Raw genomic sequence first — 22,540 nt, 5'->3', positions numbered from 1 at the left:
GCGCGCGGCATGTTCCGGATCAGTTGAGACCAAGACGGCGGCGGACGCAAGACCCGCCCCATGGAGGCAAATCGCATGACGAGACCACACCTGTTTTCCTTCGGCCACGGCTACAGCGCGCAGGCCCTCGCCCGGCATCTCCTGCCGCGGGGCTGGACGATCACCGGGACCACGCGAACGCCCGCAAAGGCGCAGGAGTTCGAGGCGGCGGGCGTCCGGCCGCTGCTGCTCGGGCAGGATGCGGTGCCGGCGGATCTTTGCGGTGCCACGCACCTTCTCGTGTCCGCCGCTCCCGATGCGGAGGGCGACCCGATGCTCCGGGATTGGCACAGTGCCCTGCGCGCCGCCGCGCCGCAATTGCAATGGGTCGGCTATCTCTCCACCACCGGCGTCTACGGCGATCATCACGGCGGCTGGGTAGACGAGGACACGCCGCTCACCCCCGCCACGCGCCGCGGCATCGCACGGGTGCAGGCCGAAGCGGACTGGCAGGAGGCGGCGCGCACGCTCGGTTTTCCGCTCGCCATCTTTCGCCTCGCCGGGATCTACGGACCGGGGCGCGGCCCCTTCGCAAAGCTCCGCGCCGGAACCGCGCGTCGGATCGTGAAGCCCGGACAGGTCTTTTCCCGCATCCATGTCGAGGATATCGCGCAGGTGCTCGAGGCCGGCATCGACCGGCGGTCGCAGGGGATCTTCAACGTCTGCGACGATCTTCCCGTACCGCCGGAGGAGGTGATCGGATATGCCGCCGAACTCCTCGGCCTGCCACTGCCGCCGGCGGAGGACTTCGCACCCGCGGAGATGACGCCGATGGCGCGCAGCTTCTATGCTGAAAGCAAGCGCGTGCGGAACGACCGGATGAAGCGCGAGCTCGGCATCACGCTCCTCTATCCCGACTACCGCTCCGGCCTGCGCGCGCTGCGCGCCGGGATGCGGCGATAATCCATCAGGGTGATCGCATAAATGATCGCTCCGCCCAGCGTCAGTGCCGCACCGACATAGCCCGCCGAGGGAAACCCGTAGCCCCGCGCGATGAAGAGCGAGGCGACGAACGGCCCTAACGCATTGGCCACGTTGAAGGCGGAGTGATGCAGCGATGCCGCCAGCGACTGCGCCTCTCCCGCGACCAGCATCAGCCGCGTCTGCCCGAGGATCGGAAATCCGCCCGCCAGTCCCATCGCGACCACGAAACCGAGCATGCCCCAGGCCTGCCCCGCCAGCGCGGGCAGCGACAGCATCAGTCCGATATTGATCGCGAACAGCAGGAAAACGGAGAGGTTGAGCGCGCGATCCGCCGCCCAGCCCGCGATCAGCGTGCCAAAGGTCATGCCGATGCCCATCACCGCGAGGTAGAGCGGCACCACATCCTCGCGCAGATGCGTCACCTCGAGGAGGATCGAGGCGAGATAGGTATAGATCGCAAAGAACCCGCCGAATCCCACCGCGCCGCTCAGGAGCGTCAAAAGCACCTGCCGGTTGCCCAGCGCGGAAAGCTCGCGCAGCGGATCGGAACTCGCCCCGCCTTTCGGCCCCCGCGGCGCGTAGGTCAGGATCAGCACCCCCGTCACCGCCGCCAGCACCGCGACAAGCGCGAAGGCCCAGCGCCAGCCAACGCTCTGTCCCAGCACGTTCGACATCGGAACGCCGAGCACGGTCGCGATGGTGAGCCCGAGCATGAGCCGCGCCACCGCCTTGCCCCGCTGGTTCGGCGCCACGAGCGACGCCGCCATCAACGCGGCAATGCCGAAATAGGCGCCGTGCGGCACCCCGCTGAGGAACCGGAACAGAAGCATCGTGCCGTAATCCGGCGCGAAGGCCGACATCAGGTTCGCGACACAGAACAGGCCCATCAGCGCCACGAGGAGCCGCCGCCGCTCGAACCGCGCCGCCAGCACCGCGATCACCGGCGCCCCGACCACCACGCCCAGCGCATAGGCGGAAATCACATGGCTCGCCTCCGCCTCCCCGATCCCCAGCCCGCGCGCGAGATAGGGCAGAAGGCTCATCGAGGCGAATTCCGTCGTTCCGATGGCGAATCCGCCCATCGCCAGCGCGAATTGGATGATGCCGGGCCGGATATGGGCCGGGGCCGTGGCGAGATCTGTCATCCGTCGGAAATCCTGCGTGGGAGGACGCGCGCGCGTCCGGTCTGTGCGTGGCCCAAGACTTCGCCGAACCGCCAGGGCCGATCAACCGCGATTGCGCGCCCTTTTGCTCAAACCCGGTCCGCGGAGACTGCATATCCGCACCGGCGCGTAAATCGCCGTGGGCATGCTGAACCAATTCCTCGCATCGCGCGTTGTCCCGCCATCAGGGTCCCATGAGCAGGTTCATGCCAGAAATCCGCACCGTCAACGACATCCTCACCGCGCTGGACCACGCCTGTAGCGGAGACGCCGTGACCGTGGACCTGATTCTCGACGAGATCGGCCATAGCTCCTTCGCGCCCGCGCTGCTGGTCCCCGCCCTTCTGCTCGTCTCCCCGCTCTCGGGCATCCCCGGCATGCCCACCGTCGGCTCGGTGATCATGCTGCTCTTCGCGATCCAGGCCATTCTCGGTGTCGACCACCTCTGGCTGCCCGGTGTCATCCGGCGCCGGCAACTCCCCTGCGGCCGCGTCTCCAATGCCGTGGGCTGGCTGCGCAAACCCGCGGAATGGATCGACAGGCGCACGGGGCGGCGCATCGCCGTGCTCGCACGTCCCCCCTGGAACAACCTCGTCTATGTGACGATCGTCCTGTTGTGCATGATCATACCGTTTCTCGAGCTGCTGCCGATGGTGACCTCCGTCGCCTGCTTCGCGATCAGCCTCTTCATGATCGGCATCATGGTGCGCGACGGCCTGCTCGTGCTCTTCGGCTATGCGACAGTGGCGGGCTTCGCCGTCGCCGTCGTCCTGCTCACGCAGAAACTCGCCGGGCTCTAGGCCCGCCGGCTCGCAAGATCCGCGACACCGAGCGTGGCGAGCACCTTCGCCTCGATATCTGCCACGCTCAGCCCCGCGATCCGGTACATGGCCTCGGGGCTGGCCTGGTCGATGAAGATGTCGGGCAGCGTCATGGAGCGGAATTTCAGACCGCGGTCGAATACGCCCTCGCGCGCGAGGAAATCGGCCACATGCGACCCGAATCCGCCGATCGCGCCCTCCTCGAGCGTGATCAGCGCCTCGTGATGGGCGGCAAGATCGCGGATCAGCGCGTGATCGAGCGGCTTGGCAAAGCGCGCATCCGCGACGGTGCAGGAAATCCCCTTCGCCGCGAGGTTCTCCGCCGCCTGCTGCGCATGTTCGAGCCGCGTGCCGAAGGACAGGAGCGCCACGCGCTCCCCCTCGCGCACCACACGGCCCTTGCCGATCTCGAGCGGTTCTCCACGTTCGGGCATCTGAACGCCGACCCCCTCGCCGCGCGGGTAACGGAAGGCGATCGGCCCCGTATCATGCGCGGCTGCGGTCGCGACCATATGTTTCAGCTCCGCCTCATCGGCCGCCGCCATAACCACCATGCCCGGAAGGTTGGAGAGAAAAGCGATGTCGAAGGACCCGGCATGCGTCGCCCCGTCCGCCCCCACGAGCCCGGCGCGGTCGATGGCGAAGCGCACGGGCAGCCGCTGGATCGCAACATCGTGGACGACCTGATCGTACCCGCGTTGCAGGAAGGTCGAATACATCGCGCAGAACGGCTTCATCCCGCCGGCGGCAAGGCCGGCACAGAAGGTGACGCCATGCTGTTCCGCGATCCCCACGTCGAAACACCGTTTCGGAAACCGCTCCGCAAAAAGATTGAGCCCCGTCCCGTCCGGCATGGCGGCGGTCACCGCGACGATCTTGTCATCCGCTTCCGCTTCCTGGATAAGCGCCCTGGCGAAAACCGAGGTATAGGACGGCGCATTCGACGCCGCCTTCTTCTGCTCGCCGGTCACGACGTCGAACTTGCCGGTCGCATGCCCCTTGTCCGCGCGCCCCTCGGCCGGGGCGTAGCCCTTGCCCTTCTGCGTGATCGCGTGGATCAGGATCGGCCCCGTGGCCCGCGCCTTCACCACCCGCAGCACGCTCAGGAGCTGCTCCATGTCATGCCCGTCCACCGGCCCGACATAGGAAAACCCGAGCTCCTCGAACAATGTCCCGCCGATGGCCATGCCCTTGAGCATCTCCTTGGCCCGCTTCGCCCCCTCCTGGAACGGATGCGGCAGGAGCGACACCGCGCCCTTCGCCGCTGCCTTCAGCTCCTGGAACGGCGCGCCGGTATAGAGCCGCGTGAGATAGGAGGAGAGCGCCCCGGTCGGCGGTGCGATCGACATGTCGTTGTCGTTCAGGACGACGATCAGCCGCTTGCCGAGATGGCCCGCATTGTTCAGCGCCTCGAACGCCATCCCCGCCGACATGGATCCGTCGCCGATCACCGCAATACAATCGCCGATTCCGTGCTCCGGCGCCCCGCCGAGATCGCGCGCCACAGCAAAGCCCAGCGCCGCCGAGATCGAGGTGGAGCTGTGCGCCGCCCCGAACGGGTCATAGGGGCTTTCCGACCGTTTGGTGAACCCCGACAGCCCGCCCTCCTGCCGCAGGGTGCGGATCCGGTCGCGCCGTCCGGTCAGGATCTTGTGCGGATAGGTCTGATGCGAGACGTCCCAGACGATCCGGTCCCGCGGCGCGTCGAACACCGCATGGAGCGCCACCGTCAGCTCCACCACACCGAGCCCCGCCCCCAGATGCCCGCCCGTCACCGACACCGCCGAAATCGTCTCCTGGCGCAACTCGTCGGCCAGACGCCTCAGCTCCGCGTCGGACAGGACTTTCATATCGGCGGGAACGGTCACCCGGTCGAGGGTCGGCGTGGCTGGACGGTCGGACATGGCGTCTCGCTTTCTCAGGTTTCCCGCGAGATAACGAACCGGGCCAGATCTCGCAAGGCTTCCGCCCGTGTGCCATAGGGGCTCAATGCCGCACAGGCCTCGTCCACAAGAGAGCTAGCACGGGCCTTCGCGCCCTCAAGTCCGAGCAGGGAGACGAAAGTGGCCTTTCCCGCCCGCGCATCCTTGCCCACGGCCTTCCCGGTCTTCTCGGCATCGCCCTCGACATCGAGGATGTCATCCCGGATCTGGAAGGCGAGGCCCAACGCCTGCGCATAGCGCCCGAGCGGCTCCGGATCCGCGCCGCCGAGAATGGCCCCCGCACGCGCAGACCATTCGATGAGCGCGCCGGTCTTGTTTGCCTGAAGCTCGGTGATCTCGTCGAGCGTCAGCGGCGCCCGCGCCGTCTCCGCCGCGATGTCCTGCGCCTGGCCCCGGACCATGCCGCGCGCCCCGGCGGCTTTCGCCAACGACGCGACCAGCGCGCCCCTCGCCTCCGCCGGTGCATCCAGTTCCGGCCGCGTCAGAAGCTCGAAGGCAAGCGTCTGGAGCGCATCGCCCACCAGCACGGCGGTGGTCTCGTCCCACCGCTTGTGGACCGTCGGCTGCCCCCGCCGCAGATCGTCGTCGTCCATGCAGGGCAGGTCGTCGTGGACGAGGCTGTAGGCGTGAAGCGCCTCGATCGCGGCCGCGGCCCAGACCGACCGCTCGGGACTGACCCCGTGCAGCGTCGCACCCTCCATCACCAGAAAGGCGCGAAGCCGCTTGCCGCCATTCACGGCATAGCGCATCCCCTCCTCGACGGGCAGCGTCCCGAAGCCCTCGAACACCGTGTCGAAACAGGCGTCCACCGCCGCCCGGCACCCGGAAAGTGCGTCCTGCATCAGACGTCCGCCTTGCTTGTCCCCGCTGCGTTGCCATCCGGTCCGACGGTGATCTTCTCGACCTTCTCCTCGGCCTCCTTGAGCTTGCGCTCGCAATGCGCCTTCAGCGCCGCGCCGCGCTCGTAAAGCCGGATGCTGTCCTCCAGCGCCACGTCACCGCGCTCGAGCTTGCTCACCACCTGATCGAGTTCCGCCATCGCCTGTTCGAAGGACATGTCACTGACCTGAGTCTCGCTCATCTTCCTGCTCCCGGTTGCTACCGGTCCTCCATAACGCCTTTCCACGGGGAAAGGCCAGTTCGCGTTTATTCCGGCGTCAGCATGTAGCCCGCCCCGCGCACGGTCTGGAGATAGCGCGGCTGGCGCGGGTCGTCCTCGAGCTTGCGCCTGAGCCGCGTGATCTGCACATCCACCGCCCGCTCCTGCGCCTGCCCGCCGTCCCGGCCCAGCCGTTCCACGAGATCCGTCCGCGACACCGGCTCTCCCGGCGAGGAGACGAAGATCCGCATGAGCTGGGCCTCGGTCGCCGTCAGCCGCACCACCTGCTCCCCTTCCCAGAGCTCGCCGCGCTCCACGTCGTAGCGCAACCGCCCGAGATGCAGGTACTTCGGCGGCGCCTCCGCCTCCTCGACATGCGGAACCCGGCGCAACACCGCGTTGATCCGCAGCAGAAGCTCCTTCGGCTCGAAGGGCTTCGGCAGATAATCATCCGCCCCCGCCTCGAGCCCGGCGATGCGGTCCGCCGTCTCCCCCTTCGCCGTCAGGAGCAGGATCGGGGTCGACATTCTCTTGCGCAGATCGCGCGTCAGCGAGATCCCGTCCTCTCCCGGCATCATCACGTCGAGCACGATGAGATCGAATTCCAGCCCGGCGAGCAGCCGCCGGGCATGCGCCGCATCCCGCGCAGCCGTCACGCAGAACCCGCTGCGGATCAGGAATTTCTGCAACAGCCCCCGGATCCGCTCGTCGTCGTCCACGATCAGCAGGTGAATCTCGTTGCTCACCCCTTCCCCTCCTTCACCGCGTTGAAATGCTCCGACTGGTCCTGATCCATCATCGCCTCCAGAACCCGCCGGAATCCCGCGACCGCCTCGTGACCCGCCTCCCGATAGGCCGCGCGCATCCGCGCCCGCTGCGCTTCCGACAGCTCGGCCTCCAGCGCAAGCCCCTTCTCCGTCAGGAACAGATGCCGCTCGCGCTTATCCTTCGCCCCCACGCGGCTTTCTACGAGACCGTCCTCGACCAGCGTCCTGAGTACGCGGTTGAGGGACTGTTTCGTCACCCCGAGGATATCCAGCAGGTTGTTGACATTCGTCCCCGGCGAGCGTCCGATGAAATGCACCGCACGATGATGCGCACGCCCATAGCCGTATTTCTCGAGAATACGATCCGGATCGGCGGTGAACCCGCGATAGGCAAAGAACATCGCCTCGATCCCCTTGCGAAGCTGCTCGTCCGTCAGGAACAGGAGCGCCTCGCCGCTTTTCGCTCCGCCCGTCTTGCCGTCCGCCATGCGTCGCCTCGTCTCCGTTCTGCATAATTTCCGGTCAGTTTAAGTCAGTGTTGTTGACATTCCAAGAATGAATTGGTAGCGAATCCGGGATTTCGCGCAACATTAGATCTTGCTTCAGGTCGTTTTGCGCAACTTCGTGAATTCTGAAAAGAAAAGGAGAACCCGATGGCGGGCAGTTACGAAGATCGCGACGGCTTCATCTGGATGGACGGAAAGCTTGTCGACTGGCGCGACGCACAGGTTCATATCCTCACCCATGCCATGCACTACGCCTCCTCCGTCTTCGAAGGCGAGCGGTGCTACAACGGCAAGATCTTCAAGTCGGTCGAACATTCCGAACGCCTGCGCCGGTCCGGCGAGCTTCTCGACATGCCGGTGCCCTATTCGGTCGAGGAGATCGAGAAGGCGAAATACGACATGCTGAAGGCGAACGGCTGGACCGATGCCTATGTCCGCGTGCTCGCCTGGCGCGGCGCGGGCGACGACATGGGCGTCGCAGCGCACCGCAACCCCGTGCGCATGGCGGTCGCCGGCTGGGAATGGGGCGCCTATTACGGCGATGCAAAGACCAGCGGCGCCAAGCTCGACATCGCGAAATGGAAACGCCCCTCGCCGGAGACGATCCCCACCTCCGCCAAGGCCGCCGGCCTCTACATGATCTGCACCATGTCGAAACACGCTGCCGAGGCCAAGGGCTGCTCGGATGCGCTGTTCATGGACTATCGCGGCTATGTGGCCGAAGCGACGGGCGCGAACATCTTCTTCGTGAAGGACGGCGAGGTGCACACGCCCATCCCCGACGCGATCCTCAACGGGATCACCCGCCAGACCGTCATCTCCATGCTGGAGGACAAGGGCGTCACCGTCCACGAACGCCGGATCGAGCCCTCCGAACTCGAGGGCTTCGAACAGTGCTTCCTCACCGGAACCGCGGCAGAGGTGACACCGGTTGGCCAGATCGGCGACTACAGCTTCGAGGTCGGCGCCCTCACCCGCGACATTGCGGAAAGCTACGAAACCCTCGTGCGCAGCTGAGTTAACCGGACATCAAGGGCTCTCGGCCATCCTGTCGCCGACTGACTGGCCGGAGCCCGCCCGTGTTCAAACGCGACACCCTCATCATCCTGCTCATCGCCGTGTTCCTCGTGACCCCGGCGCTCCTCGCGCTCGCGATGTACGTGGTGACGAAGAACCCCTCCCTCCGCCCGCTCGGCATCACCCTTGAACGGCTTGTCGAGGCCGGGCTGATGGAGGACCGCAGCCTGATCGTCGTTCAGGTCGACATCGGGTCAAAGGCACCCGCAGTCCACACGCGGGACGACTACGCAACCGCCATCGAAACCGCCTTCGCACGACTGGACGCCGAGGCCCGCGTCAGGTTCCGCACCGTGCCGGAGGACCGTTCGGTCTCCGTCACCTATCTCGTCGGAGAAAGCCGGATCGGCCCCTTCCCCATGTCCCGCGCGGCAGAGGGCGTTCTCGCCGCCGTCCAGGCCGAACGCCTCCTGGTCCGGCAACGGCGCACCACCGCCGAGGCAGACGAGCGCAGGACGGGGGACGGCTTCTGGCACCGCCTGTTCGACTGACTCACAGCGTCTCCGTGCGCTTGCGCCGCTCGTCGTTCAGCCCGAGCTGGCGCTCCCGCCAGATGATCGCGATCCCGGCCGCAATGACGATCACCGCCCCGACCATCATCGCCCGCGTCGGCACTTCGCCGAACACGACATAGCCGATGACCAGCGCAAAAATCATCGAGGCATATTCGAACGGCGCGATCAGCGAGGCATCGGCATAGCGATAGCAGGAGGTCAGGAACACCTGCCCGACCCCACCGATCAGCCCCGCGAGCACGAGAAGCGTCGCGTAATACGGGGAGGGAACCACCCATTCGGAAAACGGCAGGGTGAACAGGCCCGCGACCGTACAGGAGACCGAGAACCAGAAGACGATCGAGGTGGTGGACTCGGTGCGCACCATGTTGCGCACGTGAAGCTGCACGATCGCCGAGAGGCACGCACCCCCCAGCGCCACCGTCACACCGAGCTGTTCGCGCGGATCGGGCACGCCGTCCAGCATGGTGATGCGCGGCAACATCACGATGACGACCCCGGCAAGCCCCGCGACCACGGCGGTAAAGCGGAAAAACCGCACCGTCTCCCCCGCGAACATCGCGGCAAAGACGACCAGCAGCAGCGGCGCGGCATAGCCGATGGCCGTCGCCTCGGGAAGCGGCAGGAGCGAAAGCGCGAAGAAGTTGAGAAACATCGTCGTCGCCCCGATCATGCCGCGCCAGACATGCCCCATGGGCGAGCGCACCTTCAGACCCGCCGCGAATTCATGCCGCCGCGCAAGCCAGATGAAAATGATCGGCAGGGTGAAGAGCGACCGGAAGAACACCGTCTCCCCCGGCGGCACCTCGACGCTCGCGGCCTTCACGAGTGCGGCCATGATGACGAAACAGGTCACGGATGCGAGTTTGAGGCCAATGCCCCGCAAGGGGTTCATCGCGACGGCTCCCGGCTCAAGGGTGGAAAACCCAACGTTTCACGAGTCCGACAGGCGCGCAACGGCCCAACGCGCCGCGTCCCGCACGACGGGATCGGCATCTTCGCACAAGCCGCGGGCGACCTCCGCCAGCGCCGGCGACCCGGAATTCCCGATCGCGTAGAGCACGTTGCGCACGAACCTGTCGCGCCCGATCCGCTTGATCGGCGACCCGGAGAACTTCGCGCGGAACGCCGCATCGTCGAGCCCCGCGAGCTCCGCGAGCGGCGGATCGAGAAGATCGGCGCGCGCGGCATAGCGCGTCTCCTTCGCCACCTGGGCGAACTTGTTCCACGGACAGGCGGCGAGGCAATCGTCGCAGCCGTAGATACGGTTTCCCATCAGCGCCCGCAAGTCCTCGTCCACCGGCCCGCGATGCTCGATCGTCAGATAGGAGATGCAGCGCCGCGCGTCGAGCTGGAACGGCGCGGGGAAGGCCGCCGTCGGACAGGCGTCGAGACAGGCGCGGCACGATCCACAATGCTCGTTTTCCGCCGGATCGGGGTCGAAATCGAGCGTGGTGAAGATCGCGCCGAGAAAGAACCAGCTTCCCAGCTCCCGCGAGAGGAGATTGGTGTGCTTGCCCTGCCAGCCCAGCCCTGCGCGGGCGGCGAGCGGCTTTTCCATCACCGGCGCGGTGTCCACGAAAACCTTGATCTCCTCCCCCTCGCCCGCCTGCTCGAGAAGCCAGCGCCCGACACGCTTCAGCCGCTTCTTGACCATGTCGTGATAATCACGATTGCGCGCATAAACCGAGATTGCGCCGGATTCGGGTCTTTCCAACGCCGCCATCGGGTCTTCCTCGGGCGTATAGACCTCGGCGAGCATGATGACCGAGCGCGCCTCCGGCCAAAGCGCGGACGGATCGCCGCGCCACCCCATCCGCTCCTCCATCCATCCCATCTGGCCATGCCGCCCCTCGGCCACGAAGGCCCGGAGCCGCTCCATCGCGCCGGGGAGGTCGGGACGGCCGAATCCGACCTTGGAGAATCCTTCCTCCAGGGCCTTCGCACGCACCGTCTCCTTGTCGGGAAGTGTCACCGCCGCCCCCTTCATCTGCTTTCAAATATCCTCGGGGGGAATTGCCCGTCAGGGCAAGGGGGGCGCGAGCGCCCCCTCAGAAATCGAGGTCCGCGTAATGCGCCGGCGGCGGAAAACCGGGCACCTGGTCGGCAAGGAGCGACCGGAAAGCCGGGCGCGACTTGATCTTCGCATACCAGTCCTTCACCACCTCGTGCCGGTTCCAGTCCACATCCGAGATGTAGTCGAGCGCCGACAGATGCGCCGCCGCCGCGAAATCCGCGAGCGTCATCGCATCGCCCGCCAGCCACCGCCGCCGATCCAGGAGCCACGCCATATAGTCGAGGTGATACTTGATCGCCTTCGCCCCCGCCTTCACATTCGCCGACACGGGATAGCCGGCCTTCATCAGTTTCCGGTTGACCCGCTCGTAAAGCAGGTTGGACGTCACCTCGTTGTGGAACTTGTCGTCGAACCACGCCACAAGTCGCCGCACCTCGTAGCGCCCTTCGACGTCGCGCGGCATCAGCGGCGGGCTCGCATAGCGTTCCTCGAGATATTCGCAGATCGGCGTGCTCTCGGCGAGCGTCATGTCGTCGATGCGCAGCACGGGCACCTTGCCCGCCGGATTGCGCCGCATGAAATCCGGATCGCGCTCCCAGTATCGCTCCTCCACGAGCTCGACCTCGAGCTTCTTCTCGCCGAGGCACAGGCGCACCTTGCGGCAGAACGGGGAAAGCGGGACGTGGTACAATCGGATCATGGTGGGACGACTACTCGCAGGTTTTCTCCTACTTGCCGCAACGGCACCGGCAGTTCAATGCTCGAAACAGGCCGCGCGGCCGTCTCGCGCGATCGTGGCGGCCCCGTCGACGATCTGCGCGGCTCTCCGCCGAACGAAGTGACCGGGGTTTCCCGCATCGCGATCCTTCGGTGCCGGAAGCACTGCGGCGAGCTGCGCGGCCTGCCGCGCGGACAGGGCCTCCGGCCCGATGCCGAAGTAATGCCGGGCCGCGGCTTCCGCGCCGAACACCCCCGTGTCGAACTCCGCGACGTTCAGATAGACCTCAAGGATCCGCCGCTTGCTCCAGGTCAGCTCCACCACCGGCGTGATCAGCGCCTCGAGCGCCTTGCGCGGCCAGCTCCGCCCATGCCACAGGAAGGCGTTCTTCACCGTCTGCTGACTGATGGTGGAGGCGCCGCGCGACCCGCCCGCGGCGATGGCCTGACGGATCGCATCGAGGTCGAAGCCCCAGTGACGACAGAAATTCGCGTCCTCCGCCGCGACGACCGCCCGCGCGAGATGCGGGGATATGCGCTCCATCGGCACCCATCGGTAATCGACACTCTCCCGGTGGCGGATGGCTTCGGCCAGCATGTAGGGCGTGCGCCACGGCGCGATCACCGAATAGGACAGGATCCAGAGGAGCCCCAGCAGCACGAGCAGGAACAAAAGCCGCAAGCCCCGGCGCAGAAGCGCGCCGCCCCGGCTGCCCCGCCTTTTCTTCGCTGTCTGCGTCTTTGCCCGTTTCGCCATGCAGGCAGGAACCACGGCGCTGCCCGGCAGGTCAAGACAAAGGCCGCCGCGAACGAAAAAAGCCCCCGGATCCGGGGGCTTTTGTCACGTCTTGCGGAAGTCTCACTCCGCCGGAATCGCACCCTGCTCGATCGTGAGCGGCATCGGCAGATGGGCCAGCATCTCCTTCGGGCAGACCTGGAGGAAATTCGCCTTCTCCTCCGCCCAGTTCGACAGGATGTCCTGTGCCTTGAGCGAATTCGTCTCCTTCGCGTGCCGCGTGACGAGCTCCCTGAGCTCCCCTTCCCAGTGATCGACGGTCACCGGACAGGTCACGAGCGTCTCGAGGTTCATCAGGTCGAGCGCCTTGCCCTCCGGGTCGTAGAGATAGGCCATGCCGCCCGTCATCCCGGCACCGAAATTCGCCCCGATGGAACCGAGGATCACCGCGACGCCGCCGGTCATGTATTCGCACCCGTTGGAGCCGCAGCCCTCGATCACCACCGTCGCACCCGAATTGCGCACGGCAAAGCGTTCGCCCGCCCGGCCCGCCGCGAACAGGTAGCCTGCCGTCGCGCCGTAGAGCACGGTGTTGCCGATGATCGTGTTCTCCGCCGCCACCAGCGGCGAATGCATCGGCGGGCGCACCACGACCACGCCGCCCGAAAGTCCCTTCGCGACGTAGTCGTTCGCATCGCCGGAGACCTCGATCTTCAGCCCCGGCGCGGCGAAGGCGCCGAGCGACTGGCCTGCCGAGCCGGTGAGCTTCACCGTCAGATGGTCGGGCTGGAGATTGTTGCGCATCCCGAAGCGCGAGACGATATGCGAGGAGGTGCGCGTGCCGATGGTGCGCAGCGTGTTCTGCACCGCATAGGACAGTTGCATCTTCTCGCCATCGTTGAGGAAGCGCGCGGCATCCGTCACAATCTGCGCATCGAGCGTGTCCGGCACGGCGTTGCGCGGTTTCGAGCGGTCGTAAACGATCTTCTCCGCCCCGTCCACGCTGATCAGGAGCGGGTTGAGGTCGAGGTCGTCGAGATGCGCCGACCCGCGGCTCACTTGGGTCAGCAGATCGGCGCGGCCGATCACCTCGTCGAGCGAGCGCGCCCCGAGCTGGGCGAGCAGCTCCCGCACTTCCTGCGCATAGAAGGTGATGAGGTTCACCACCTTGTCGGCATTGCCGGTGAACTTGGCGCGCAGGCGCTCGTCCTGCGTGCAGACGCCCACCGGACAGGTGTTCGACTGGCACTGCCGCACCATGATACAGCCCATCGCGATCAGCGCGGCGGTGCCGATGCCGTATTCCTCGGCCCCCATCATCGCCGCCATGACGATGTCGCGCCCGGTGCGCAGGCCCCCGTCGGTGCGGAGCGTCACCCGGTCGCGCAGGTTGTTCATGGCGAGCACCTGATGCGCCTCGGTCAGCCCCATCTCCCACGGCAGGCCCGCGAACTTGATCGAGGTCGCCGGCGACGCCCCCGTGCCGCCGTTATGGCCGGAAATCAAGATGATATCCGCCTTCGCCTTCGCCACGCCGGCGGCAATGGTGCCCACACCGGAGGAGGCCACGAGCTTCACCGTCACCTTGGCCTTCGGGTTGATCTGCTTCAGGTCGTAGATGAGCTGCGCCAGATCCTCGATGGAATAGATGTCGTGGTGCGGCGGCGGCGAGATCAGCGTCACACCCTTGGTCGAATGCCGCAGCTTCGCGATGAGGTCGGTAACCTTCATCCCCGGAAGCTGCCCGCCCTCGCCGGGCTTCGCCCCCTGCGCCACCTTGATCTCGAGCTCTTCGCAATGGAGCAGGTATTCGGCCGTGACGCCGAACCGCCCGGACGCCACCTGCTTGATCTTCGCGGAGGCATTGTCGCCGTTGGGCTCCGGCGTGAAATCGTCGGGAGACTCGCCGCCCTCACCCGAATCCGACTTGGCACCGATCCGGTTCATCGCGATCGACAGCGTCCGGTGCGCCTCCGGCGACAGCGCGCCCAGCGACATCCCGGGCGTCACGAAACGCTTGCGGATCGAGGTGATGCTCTCCACCTCCTCGAGCGGCACCGGCTTGCCCAGCGGCTTGACGTCGAGAAGATCGCGCAGGTGGATCGGCGGCATCGACTGCATCTTCGCCGAATACTGCTTCCACATCTCATAGGACGCCCGGTCGCAGGCCGATTGCAGCATGTGCATCGCCTGCGCTTCCCAGGCATGGGTCTCACCCGACTTGCGCGCTTTGTAGAACCCGCCGATGGGCAGCGTATTGCCCCCGAGCCAGCCCTGCCTGTGCACTTCGACGAGCTTCTTCTGGATGCCACCGACGCCGATACCGGAAATCCGCGAATGCATGCCGGGGAAGAACTCGGCACACATCGCACGCGACAGACCGACCGCCTCGAAGTTGAGACCCCCGCGATAGGAGGAGATCACCGAAATCCCCATCTTCGCCATGATCTTCAACAGGCCCTGGTCGATCGCGTTGCGATACCGCGCCACCGCCTCGGTCAGGCTGCAATCGAGAAGGCCGCGGTCGATCCGGTCCGCTATGCTGTCCTCGGCAAGATAGGCGTTCACGATGGTCGCACCGCAGCCGATCAGCACCGCGAAATAATGCGGGTCGATGCACTCGCCGGACCGCACGCCCAGCGAACAGAAGGTGCGCAGGCCCTTGCGCGTCAGCCAGCTATGCACCGCCGAGGTGGCAAGGATCATCGGCATCGCAACACGCGTCTCGCTCTGGCTCTGGTCGGTCAGGATGATGTGCCCGCCACCCGACCGCACGGATTCTTCCGCCTCCGCGCGGATCCGCTCGAGCCCCTCGCGCAGCGCGTTCGGGCCGCCGTCCACCGGGAAGGTACAGTCGATCTCGGTCAGCGGCGCGTTGAAATGCGTCTTCAACGCCTCGAGCTGGGCATTGGCGACGAAGGGGCTTTCCAGCACGATGATCTCGGTCTGGCTGCTGTCCTCGTCAAGCACGTTCTTGAGGTTGCCGAACCGCGTCTTCAGGCTCATCACGCGATATTCGCGCAGCGAGTCGATCGGCGGGTTCGTGACCTGGCTGAAATTCTGGCGGAAGAAATGGCTGAGCGGACGGTATTTCTCCGACAGCACGGCAGAGGGCGTGTCGTCGCCCATGGAGGCGAGCGCCTCCTTGCCGTCCTCGGCCATCGGCGCGAGCACCTGCTCGAGTTCCTCGATGGTGTAGCCCGCCGCGATCTGGCGCTTCTTCAACTCGGGGCCGGAATAGATCGCCGTCTCGGCAATACCGGACAGCTCCTCCTCGAGATCGTTGATCTTGCCGACCCATTCGCCAAAGGGCTGTGCGTTGGCGAGACGGTCCTTGATCTCGACATCGTGGTAGAGCTTGCCCTCCTTCATGTCGACGGCAAGAAGCTGCCCCGGCCCGAGCGCGCCCTTTTCCTTCACGATCGCCTCGTCGGTCGGCACCATGCCCACCTCGGAGCCCGCGATCACGAGCCCCTCCCCGGTCACGACATAGCGCATCGGGCGCAGCCCGTTGCGGTCGAGCCCGGCACAGACCCAGCGGCCGTCCGTCATGGCAAGCGCCGCCGGCCCGTCCCACGGCTCCATTACCGAGTTCACGTAGGAATACATGTCCCGCCAGGCCTGCGGCAGTTCCTCGGCATTCTTGGACCAGGCCTCGGGCACGAGCATCGTCTTCGCCATCGGCGCCGAACGCCCCGCGCGCACCAGCACTTCGAACACCGAATCGAGCGCGGCGGAGTCCGACGATCCCTGCGGGATGATCGGCTTGATGTCCTCGGCCATCTCCCCGAAGGTCGCGGAGGCCATGCGGATCTCATGGCTCCTCATCCAGTTGGAGTTGCCCTTGATCGTGTTGATCTCGCCGTTATGGGCGAGCATGCGGAACGGCTGCGCCAGCCACCACTGCGGGAATGTGTTCGTCGAATAGCGCTGGTGATAGATCGCGAAGGCGCTCTCGAACCGCTCGTCCTTCAGGTCGGGATAGAATTCCGCAACCTGTTCGGCCAGCATCATGCCCTTGTAGATGATCGAGCGGCAGGACAGCGAACACAGGTAGAGATCGCGGATCCCCGCCGCCTGCGCCGCCTTCTCGATCCGGCGGCGGATCACATAGAGTTCACGCTCGAAGGTTTCCTCGTCCACGCCCTTGGAATTGGAGATCAGGATCTGCTCGATCTCCGGCCGCGTCGCGTTCGCCTTCTCGCCAAGCACTTCGGTATTCACCGGAACATGGCGCCAGCCGTAGATGTAATAGCCCATGCGGAGCACTTCCGTCTCCACGATCGTGCGGCAGGTCTCCTGCGCGCTGAAATCCGTGCGCGGGAGAAAGACCTGCCCGACGGCGAGCAATTCGCCCTGCCGCGCCTCATGGCCGGTGCGGCGGATCTGGTCGCCGAAGAAGTGATGCGGGATCTGGACATGGATCCCCGCGCCGTCGCCGGTCTTGCCATCGGCGTCCACCGCACCGCGGTGCCAGATCGCCTTGAGAGCAGCGATACCGTTCTCGACCACCTTGCGGGATTTCGACCCGTCGATGGACACGACGAGACCCACGCCGCAGGAGGAATGCTCGTCCTCCTCGCGAAACAGCGAGTGCTCGGTCATCCACTGGCGTTTGGCCTCTTCGCGGGCGGCCCAGCTTGCGTCAAACTTGGTCATGGTATTAACCCTTCCTTCATCTGGTGGGTCAGGACGACTGTCCTTTTAAAACTCTTGTCCCTGCGGGGCGGCGAATTGCGGTCGACAAAAGTCCGAGGGATATCCGACAGGTTTCCGACCGACAGAAACCGCGTCCCGGCCTCACTCGGCGGCAACCGCCGCGGCCTGGTCGAGATAGGCGGTCATCGCGTCCGCCGCCTCGCGCCCGTCGCGGATCGCCCAGACGACGAGCGAGGCGCCGCGCTGGATGTCGCCGCAGGCATAGACGCCCTCGAGCGAGGTCGCATGGCTCTGGAAATCGGCGAGCACCGTGCCCCAGCGGGTCACTTCCAGCCCGTCGACACCCCAGAGCGTCGGCAGATCCTCCGGCTCGAAGCCCAGCGCCTTGATCACGAGATCGGCCTCTTCGACGTAATCCGCACCTTCGATCACCTCGGGGCTCTGGCGGCCCGTCGCATCGGCCTGGCCAAGGCGCATCTTCTGCACCATCACGCCCGTGACCGGATCGCCCGCAAAGCCTTTCGGCGCGGAAAGCCACACGAATTCGACGCCTTCCTCTTCGGCATTCTGCGTCTCCCGCTGCGAGCCCGGCATGTTCGCACGGTCGCGGCGGTACAGGCATTTGACCGAGGTGGCGCCCTGCCGGATCGCCGTGCGAACACAGTCCATCGCCGTATCGCCGCCGCCGATCACGACGACCTTCTTGCCGTGGGCATTGAGGTCGCCGCTCTCGTATTCCTCCACCTCGTCGCCAAAGGAAACCTTGTTGGAGGCGGTGAGATAGTCGATCGCGCGCACGATCCCCTCGGCGCCCGAACCGGGCCCGCCGAGGTCGCGGGACTTGTAGACGCCCGTCGCGATCAGCACCGCATCATGCTTGCCACGGATGGCATCGAAGGAAATATCCTCGCCCACATTGCAGTTGAGCACGAAATCGACGCCCGACTCCTCGAGCTGCTTCACGCGGCGCAGCACAACGTCCTTTTCGAGCTTGAAGCCGGGAATCCCATACATCATCAACCCGCCCGCGCGGTCGGCGCGTTCATAGACCGTCACCTTGAACCCGGCGCGGCGCATGCGGTCGGCGGCCGCAAGGCCACCGGGCCCGGACCCGATGATCCCCACGCTTTCCTCGCGTTCCACGACCGGGGCAAAGCTCTCGACCCAGCCGTTTTCCCAGGCCGTGTCGGTGATGTATTTCTCCACGGAGCCGATGGTGACGGTGCCGTGACCCGACTGCTCGATGACACAGTTGCCTTCGCAGAGACGGTCCTGCGGACAGATGCGGCCGCAGATTTCCGGGAAGGTATTCGTCGCCTGGCTGATCTCGTAGGCCTCCCGCAACCGGCCGGTCGCGGTGAGGCGCAGCCAGTCGGGGATGTTGTTGTGCAGCGGACAATGGGACTGACAATAGGGCACGCCGCATTGCGAACAGCGCGACGACTGCTCCCTGGCCTTCTCGTCAATGAACTCGCCGTAGATCTCCAGGAAATCGTCCTTGCGATCCTCCGCATTCCGCTTTTCCGGCATATCCCTGCCCACGGTCACGAATTTGAGCATCGGCTCTTTCGCCATGACACCACATCTCCGAAGGTTGGTAAAATTCTCCGACTGGATACAGCGCCCTTGGAAAAAAGAAAAGTCAGAAACGCTGTCTTAATTTCCGATTCTCCGGCCTGCCTTCGGAGAAGAGCTGCCACTGATCCTCAAATATATGTCATATATGCTGTCTTAAATGCCTTCTTCTTATTGATAACAAATAGGTTTACGGTGGCTCCGAAACGCACAGGGACGGGGTCGCCATGAGTCTTTTATATCTCCTTATTGTCGCGATCGTTCAGGGAATTACCGAATTCCTGCCGATTTCCTCCTCCGGGCACCTGATTCTTCTGCCGCATCTCATTGGAGTCCAGGACCAGGGACAGGCGATTGACGTCGCCGTGCATGTCGGCACGCTGGGCGCGGTCATGCTCTATTTCTGGCGCGACGTGCGCGTCGGACTGGCAGGCATTCCGCGGATGCTTACCGGACGCATCGACACGCCCGGTTCGCGGCTGGCCTTCCTCTTGCTCGTCGCGACGATCCCGGTGATCCTGCTGGGCCTCGTGCTGAAGGTCACCGGCCTGTCGGACGCCATGCGCTCGACGGCGGTAATCGGCTGGACCATGCTGATCTTCGGTGTCGTGCTCTACTGGTTCGACCAGAAGGGCGCGGAGGTGAAGGCGGAGCAGGACTGGTCGCTGTCCGACGCGATCAAGCTCGGGCTCTGGCAGGCCGTCGCGCTCATTCCCGGCACCTCGCGGTCGGGGATCACCATCACCGGCGCGCGTGCTCTGGGCTACAAGCGCGAGGATGGCGCGAAGATCGCCATGCTGATGTCGATCCCGACCATCATGGCATCGGGCCTCCTGCTCGGTGCGGAGGTCGTGGGCGATGCCGATTGGCCGATGCTCCGCGACGCGGCGATCGGCGCGGTCTTCGCCTTTGGCGCCGCACTTCTCGCGCTCTCGCTCATGATGCGCCTGCTGAAGTCGGTGAGCTTCACGCCCTATGTCATCTACCGCGTGATACTCGGCGCAGTGCTTCTGATGATTTCCTACAGCTGACGGTCGAACGAAAAACGCGCGCCTACGTGGGCGCGCGTCATCCTCATACGGACTGAAGTCAGATCTTGCGCATGTTCTTCGCGCTTTCGCGGATCGCGTCATACTGCCCCGACGGGCGATAGACCCAGAGATAATCCGGAAGCACAGCCTCCATTGCGGTCGGCCGGATCCCGAGATCCGCGAAGGTCTTCGCATCCGGCGAGACGACGTTGTCCGCCTTCAGATTGGCCACCTGGTCGCGCGTCAGCACCTTGTTGTGGAACAGACCGCCCGTGATCAACTGCAACAGCGACAGCCCGCCGCCAATCAGGTTGCCCATCCAGAACGGCAGGTTCACGATGAAGCGGTTGCGATGGATCATGCCGAGCATGTCCCGCATCAACCCCGACAGCGTATCCACATCGGGACCGCCCAGTTCATAGATCCCAGCCGGCGCCTCGCCGAGCACACCCTTCACCGCAGCCTGGGCAACGTCGTCCACATAGACCGGCTGAAATTTTGTTTCGCCGCCCACGAGGCCCAGAATCGGCCCGTTGCGGGCCATCTTGGCGAACCGGTTGAAGAACCGGTCCTCTGTCCCGAAGATCAGCGACGGGCGCAGGATCACGGCACCGGGATAAGCGGCGAGCACGGCCTCCTCGCCCTCTGCCTTCGTCCGCGCATAGGCGCTTGCGGACTGCCGGTCGGCGCCGAGCGCGGAGATATGGACGAATTGTCCGACGCCCTCTTCCGCCGCGATCCGCGCGACACGCCCCGCCCCTTCGGATTGCAGCGCCTGGAACGTGTTCTTGCCACGTTCGGTCAGCACGCCCACACAGTTCACCACCGCATCGGCCCCGGCCATCGCCGCGCGCACCGAGGCGTCGTCGCGGATGTTGCAGAAGACCGGCTCGACCTGGCCAACGGCACCGTAGGGTTTCACGAAAAGCGACTCGTTGGGACGACGCACGGCAACGCGGACGCGCCAGCCCTCCTTCGCCATCCGGCGGGCGATATACCGCCCGACAAAGCCCGCGCCGCCATAGATGGTGACAAGTTTCGTCATCTGCATCTCCAATGCCAAATCGTCGCTTTTCCTTAGCTTTTAGCGCGGAAAGGAACAAGACGCTATGACGTCGCACGAAAAGGATTAAAAACGCCGTTGACACTCGGCCCGGAGGTCATTACATCGCGGCTTCACGACATCTGTGCCCAGATGGCGGAATTGGTAGACGCGCCAGCTTCAGGTGCTGGTGTCCGTATGGACGTGGAGGTTCGAGTCCTCTTCTGGGCACCATTTTCCCGAGACGACGATCTCTTGCCCCGGCTCAGCCGACGCACTATTGACGGGGAAACCGCCTGATCGTGAGGAGCCTGTCGTGGCCAATTTTCTCTACCAGAACGACCTTCCCGACGATCTCGACCTTGGTCCCGTCGTCGCCATCGACTGCGAGACGATGGGTCTGAACCCGCATCGCGACCGGCTCTGCCTTGTCCAGATGTCGGGCGGCGACGGCAACGCGCATCTCGTGCAGATCGCCCGCGGGCAGACCGAGGCGCCGAATCTGTGCCGCATGCTGGCCGATCCCGACGTGCTGAAACTCTTCCATTTCGGCCGGTTCGACATCGCGGCGATGTATCACAGCTTCGGCACGCTCGCCTCTCCCGTCTATTGCACGAAGATCGCCTCGAAACTCGTGCGCACCTTCACCGACCGGCACGGGCTCAAGAACCTGCTCGAACAGCTGCTCCGAGTCGACATCTCGAAATACCAGCAGATGAGCGACTGGGGCGCAGTGGAACTGACCGAGGCGCAGCTCGACTATGCCGCGTCGGACGTCCTCCACCTCCACGCCCTGCGGGAGAAACTCGACGACATGCTCCTGCGCGAAGGGCGCTTGGAGCTTGCGCAGTCCTGTTTCGATTTCCTTCCGACACGGGCGAAACTCGATCTCGAGGGCTGGCCCGAGATCGACATCTTCGCACACTGAGGATCCCTTCCGATGGGCGACACCACCGCATATCTCGACACCGCGCGCCGCGTTATCCGGCAGGAAGCCGACGCGCTCACCCTTCTCGCCACAAGCCTCGGGAACGGTTTCGAAACCGCGATCGAGACGATTCTCGCGGCGAAGGGCCGCGTCATCGTCACCGGCATGGGCAAATCGGGCCATATCGCGCGCAAGATCGCGGCAACACTGGCCTCCACCGGCACGCCCGCGCATTTCGTCCATCCCGCCGAGGCCAGCCACGGCGATCTCGGCATGATCGGGACGCAGGACGTCTGCCTCGTGCTGTCGAATTCGGGGGAGACGCCGGAGCTTGCCGATCTCATCGCCTATAGCCGCCGGTTCCAGATCCCGATGATCGGCGTGGCCTCCAATCCCGACAGCTCCCTGATCCGCGCCTGCGACGTGGCCCTGATCCTGCCGAAAGCGGCGGAGGCCTGCGGACACGGGATCGTGCCGACCACCTCGACGACGATGACGCTCGCCCTCGGGGACGCGCTCGCCATCGCGCTCATGGAACATCGCGCCTTCACCGCCGACAATTTCCGGGTGCTCCATCCGGGCGGCAAACTCGGGGCGCGGCTCACGAAGGTGCGCGACCTGATGCACAAGGACATGCCGCTCGTCACCGCCGGAACACCGATGCGCGAGGCGCTGTCGGAAATCACCCGCAAGGGCTTCGGCGTCGTCGGCGTCGTCGACGCGCAGGGCATTCTGACGGGAATCATCACCGATGGCGACCTGCGCCGGAACATCGACGGGCTCCTCGACAAGACCGCCGGCGAGATCATGACACCCGATCCGCTCACCATCGCGGAAGATGCGCTCGCCGAGAAGGCGGTCGCGCGGATGGACGAGCGGGCGATCACCTGTCTGTTCGTGCGGAATCCTGCCGAAGACGGCCGGCCCTGCGGCATTCTCAAGATTCAGGACTGTCTCCGCGCCGGCGTCGTGTAGGACCTC

General features: G+C 65.4%; 20 protein-coding genes and 1 tRNA gene. 8 read left to right on the top strand and 13 right to left on the bottom strand.

Annotation, left to right across the window (positions count from 1 at the left end):
* Window positions 1–75 precede the first annotated feature (75 nt).
* Window positions 76–942, top strand: coding sequence for an SDR family oxidoreductase (locus P73_RS01535; protein WP_043871305.1), 867 nt, complete (start codon window positions 76–78; stop codon window positions 940–942).
* On the opposite strand, the gene P73_RS01530 is transcribed toward P73_RS01535, so the two are convergent.
* Window positions 897–2,108 carry an MFS transporter gene (locus tag P73_RS01530; RefSeq protein ID WP_052452982.1) on the bottom strand — a complete coding sequence of 404 codons (1,212 nt, stop codon included), beginning with the start codon at window positions 2,106–2,108 and terminating at the stop codon, window positions 897–899. The genes P73_RS01535 and P73_RS01530 overlap by 46 nt on opposite strands.
* A gap of 224 nt (window positions 2,109–2,332) precedes the next feature.
* Between P73_RS01530 and P73_RS01525 the strand changes: the two genes are divergently transcribed.
* Complete coding sequence (locus P73_RS01525) at window positions 2,333–2,926, top strand: exopolysaccharide biosynthesis protein (RefSeq protein ID WP_052452981.1); 594 nt, start codon at window positions 2,333–2,335, stop codon at window positions 2,924–2,926.
* Here P73_RS01525 and dxs read toward each other — a convergent pair.
* From dxs to P73_RS01500, 5 genes are all read right to left on the bottom strand, one after another.
* Entirely contained in the window at window positions 2,923–4,851 is a 1,929-nt protein-coding gene (dxs, locus tag P73_RS01520; RefSeq protein ID WP_043868160.1) for a 1-deoxy-D-xylulose-5-phosphate synthase, read from the bottom strand. The two genes, P73_RS01525 and dxs, sit on opposite strands and share 4 nt — an antisense overlap.
* 14 nt (window positions 4,852–4,865) lie before the next feature.
* On the bottom strand, window positions 4,866–5,732 hold the full coding sequence (locus P73_RS01515; RefSeq protein WP_082033091.1) for a polyprenyl synthetase family protein: 867 nt from the start codon (window positions 5,730–5,732) through the stop codon (window positions 4,866–4,868).
* Window positions 5,732–5,971, bottom strand: coding sequence for an exodeoxyribonuclease VII small subunit (locus P73_RS01510; RefSeq protein WP_043868159.1), 240 nt, complete (start codon window positions 5,969–5,971; stop codon window positions 5,732–5,734). The genes P73_RS01515 and P73_RS01510 overlap by 1 nt, the downstream gene beginning before the upstream one ends.
* A 65-nt stretch (window positions 5,972–6,036) precedes the next feature.
* A complete protein-coding gene (locus tag P73_RS01505) occupies window positions 6,037–6,735 on the bottom strand; it encodes a response regulator (RefSeq protein ID WP_043868158.1) in 699 nt (232 codons plus the stop codon).
* Entirely contained in the window at window positions 6,732–7,244 is a 513-nt protein-coding gene (locus P73_RS01500; RefSeq protein WP_043868157.1) for a MarR family winged helix-turn-helix transcriptional regulator, read from the bottom strand. Before P73_RS01500 ends, P73_RS01505 begins: the two co-directional genes overlap by 4 nt.
* 165 nt (window positions 7,245–7,409) lie before the next feature.
* Between P73_RS01500 and P73_RS01495 the strand changes: the two genes are divergently transcribed.
* Window positions 7,410–8,279: a branched-chain amino acid aminotransferase gene (locus tag P73_RS01495; RefSeq protein ID WP_043868156.1), complete on the top strand. Its 870-nt coding sequence runs from the start codon at window positions 7,410–7,412 to the stop codon at window positions 8,277–8,279.
* A 62-nt stretch (window positions 8,280–8,341) separates the two neighbouring features.
* A complete protein-coding gene (locus tag P73_RS01490) occupies window positions 8,342–8,830 on the top strand; it encodes a hypothetical protein (RefSeq protein WP_043868155.1) in 489 nt (162 codons plus the stop codon).
* Between the two features lies 1 nt (window position 8,831).
* Here the strand turns inward: P73_RS01490 and P73_RS01485 are convergent, their stop codons facing one another.
* The 6 genes from P73_RS01485 to P73_RS01460 form a co-directional block, all read right to left on the bottom strand.
* Window positions 8,832–9,749: a DMT family transporter gene (locus tag P73_RS01485; protein ID WP_043868154.1), complete on the bottom strand. Its 918-nt coding sequence runs from the start codon at window positions 9,747–9,749 to the stop codon at window positions 8,832–8,834.
* A gap of 39 nt (window positions 9,750–9,788) precedes the next feature.
* Window positions 9,789–10,829: a tRNA epoxyqueuosine(34) reductase QueG gene (gene queG, locus P73_RS01480; RefSeq protein ID WP_043871302.1), complete on the bottom strand. Its 1,041-nt coding sequence runs from the start codon at window positions 10,827–10,829 to the stop codon at window positions 9,789–9,791.
* Window positions 10,830–10,905: 76 nt separating this feature from the next.
* Entirely contained in the window at window positions 10,906–11,571 is a 666-nt protein-coding gene (gene fzlA / locus P73_RS01475) for an FtsZ-binding protein FzlA (RefSeq protein ID WP_043868153.1), read from the bottom strand.
* Window positions 11,572–11,625: 54 nt separating this feature from the next.
* Window positions 11,626–12,345, bottom strand: a complete 720-nt coding sequence (gene mtgA / locus P73_RS01470; protein ID WP_043868152.1) for a monofunctional biosynthetic peptidoglycan transglycosylase — start codon at window positions 12,343–12,345, stop codon at window positions 11,626–11,628.
* A 102-nt stretch (window positions 12,346–12,447) separates the two neighbouring features.
* Window positions 12,448–16,983 carry a glutamate synthase large subunit gene (gene gltB, locus P73_RS01465; RefSeq protein WP_043868151.1) on the bottom strand — a complete coding sequence of 1,512 codons (4,536 nt, stop codon included), beginning with the start codon at window positions 16,981–16,983 and terminating at the stop codon, window positions 12,448–12,450.
* A 141-nt stretch (window positions 16,984–17,124) separates the two neighbouring features.
* Window positions 17,125–18,558, bottom strand: coding sequence for an NAD(P)-dependent oxidoreductase (locus P73_RS01460; RefSeq protein ID WP_043868150.1), 1,434 nt, complete (start codon window positions 18,556–18,558; stop codon window positions 17,125–17,127).
* 227 nt (window positions 18,559–18,785) lie between these two features.
* Here P73_RS01460 and P73_RS01455 point away from each other — a divergent pair, with 227 nt between their 5' ends.
* The gene (locus P73_RS01455; protein WP_043868149.1) at window positions 18,786–19,589 is read left to right on the top strand and encodes an undecaprenyl-diphosphate phosphatase; all 804 of its coding nucleotides are present in this window, start codon (window positions 18,786–18,788) and stop codon (window positions 19,587–19,589) included.
* A gap of 58 nt (window positions 19,590–19,647) precedes the next feature.
* Here the strand turns inward: P73_RS01455 and P73_RS01450 are convergent, their stop codons facing one another.
* On the bottom strand, window positions 19,648–20,634 hold the full coding sequence (locus P73_RS01450) for a complex I NDUFA9 subunit family protein (RefSeq protein WP_043871301.1): 987 nt from the start codon (window positions 20,632–20,634) through the stop codon (window positions 19,648–19,650).
* Between the two features lie 144 nt (window positions 20,635–20,778).
* Here P73_RS01450 and P73_RS01445 point away from each other — a divergent pair.
* From P73_RS01445 to P73_RS01435, 3 genes are all read left to right on the top strand, one after another.
* Window positions 20,779–20,865 (top strand) — tRNA-Leu (locus P73_RS01445).
* An 82-nt stretch (window positions 20,866–20,947) separates the two neighbouring features.
* Window positions 20,948–21,559 carry a ribonuclease H-like domain-containing protein gene (locus tag P73_RS01440; protein WP_043868148.1) on the top strand — a complete coding sequence of 204 codons (612 nt, stop codon included), beginning with the start codon at window positions 20,948–20,950 and terminating at the stop codon, window positions 21,557–21,559.
* 12 nt (window positions 21,560–21,571) lie between these two features.
* Entirely contained in the window at window positions 21,572–22,534 is a 963-nt protein-coding gene (locus P73_RS01435) for a KpsF/GutQ family sugar-phosphate isomerase (RefSeq protein ID WP_043868147.1), read from the top strand.
* The last annotated feature ends 6 nt before the right edge of the window (window positions 22,535–22,540 follow it).

Origin of the sequence: Celeribacter indicus (genome assembly GCF_000819565.1) — a bacterium.
GTDB classification, from domain to species: Bacteria; Pseudomonadota; Alphaproteobacteria; order Rhodobacterales; family Rhodobacteraceae; genus Celeribacter; species Celeribacter indicus.
Note: the sequence above shows the minus strand (reverse complement) of the source record. Positions and strands in the feature narration are given on the sequence as shown.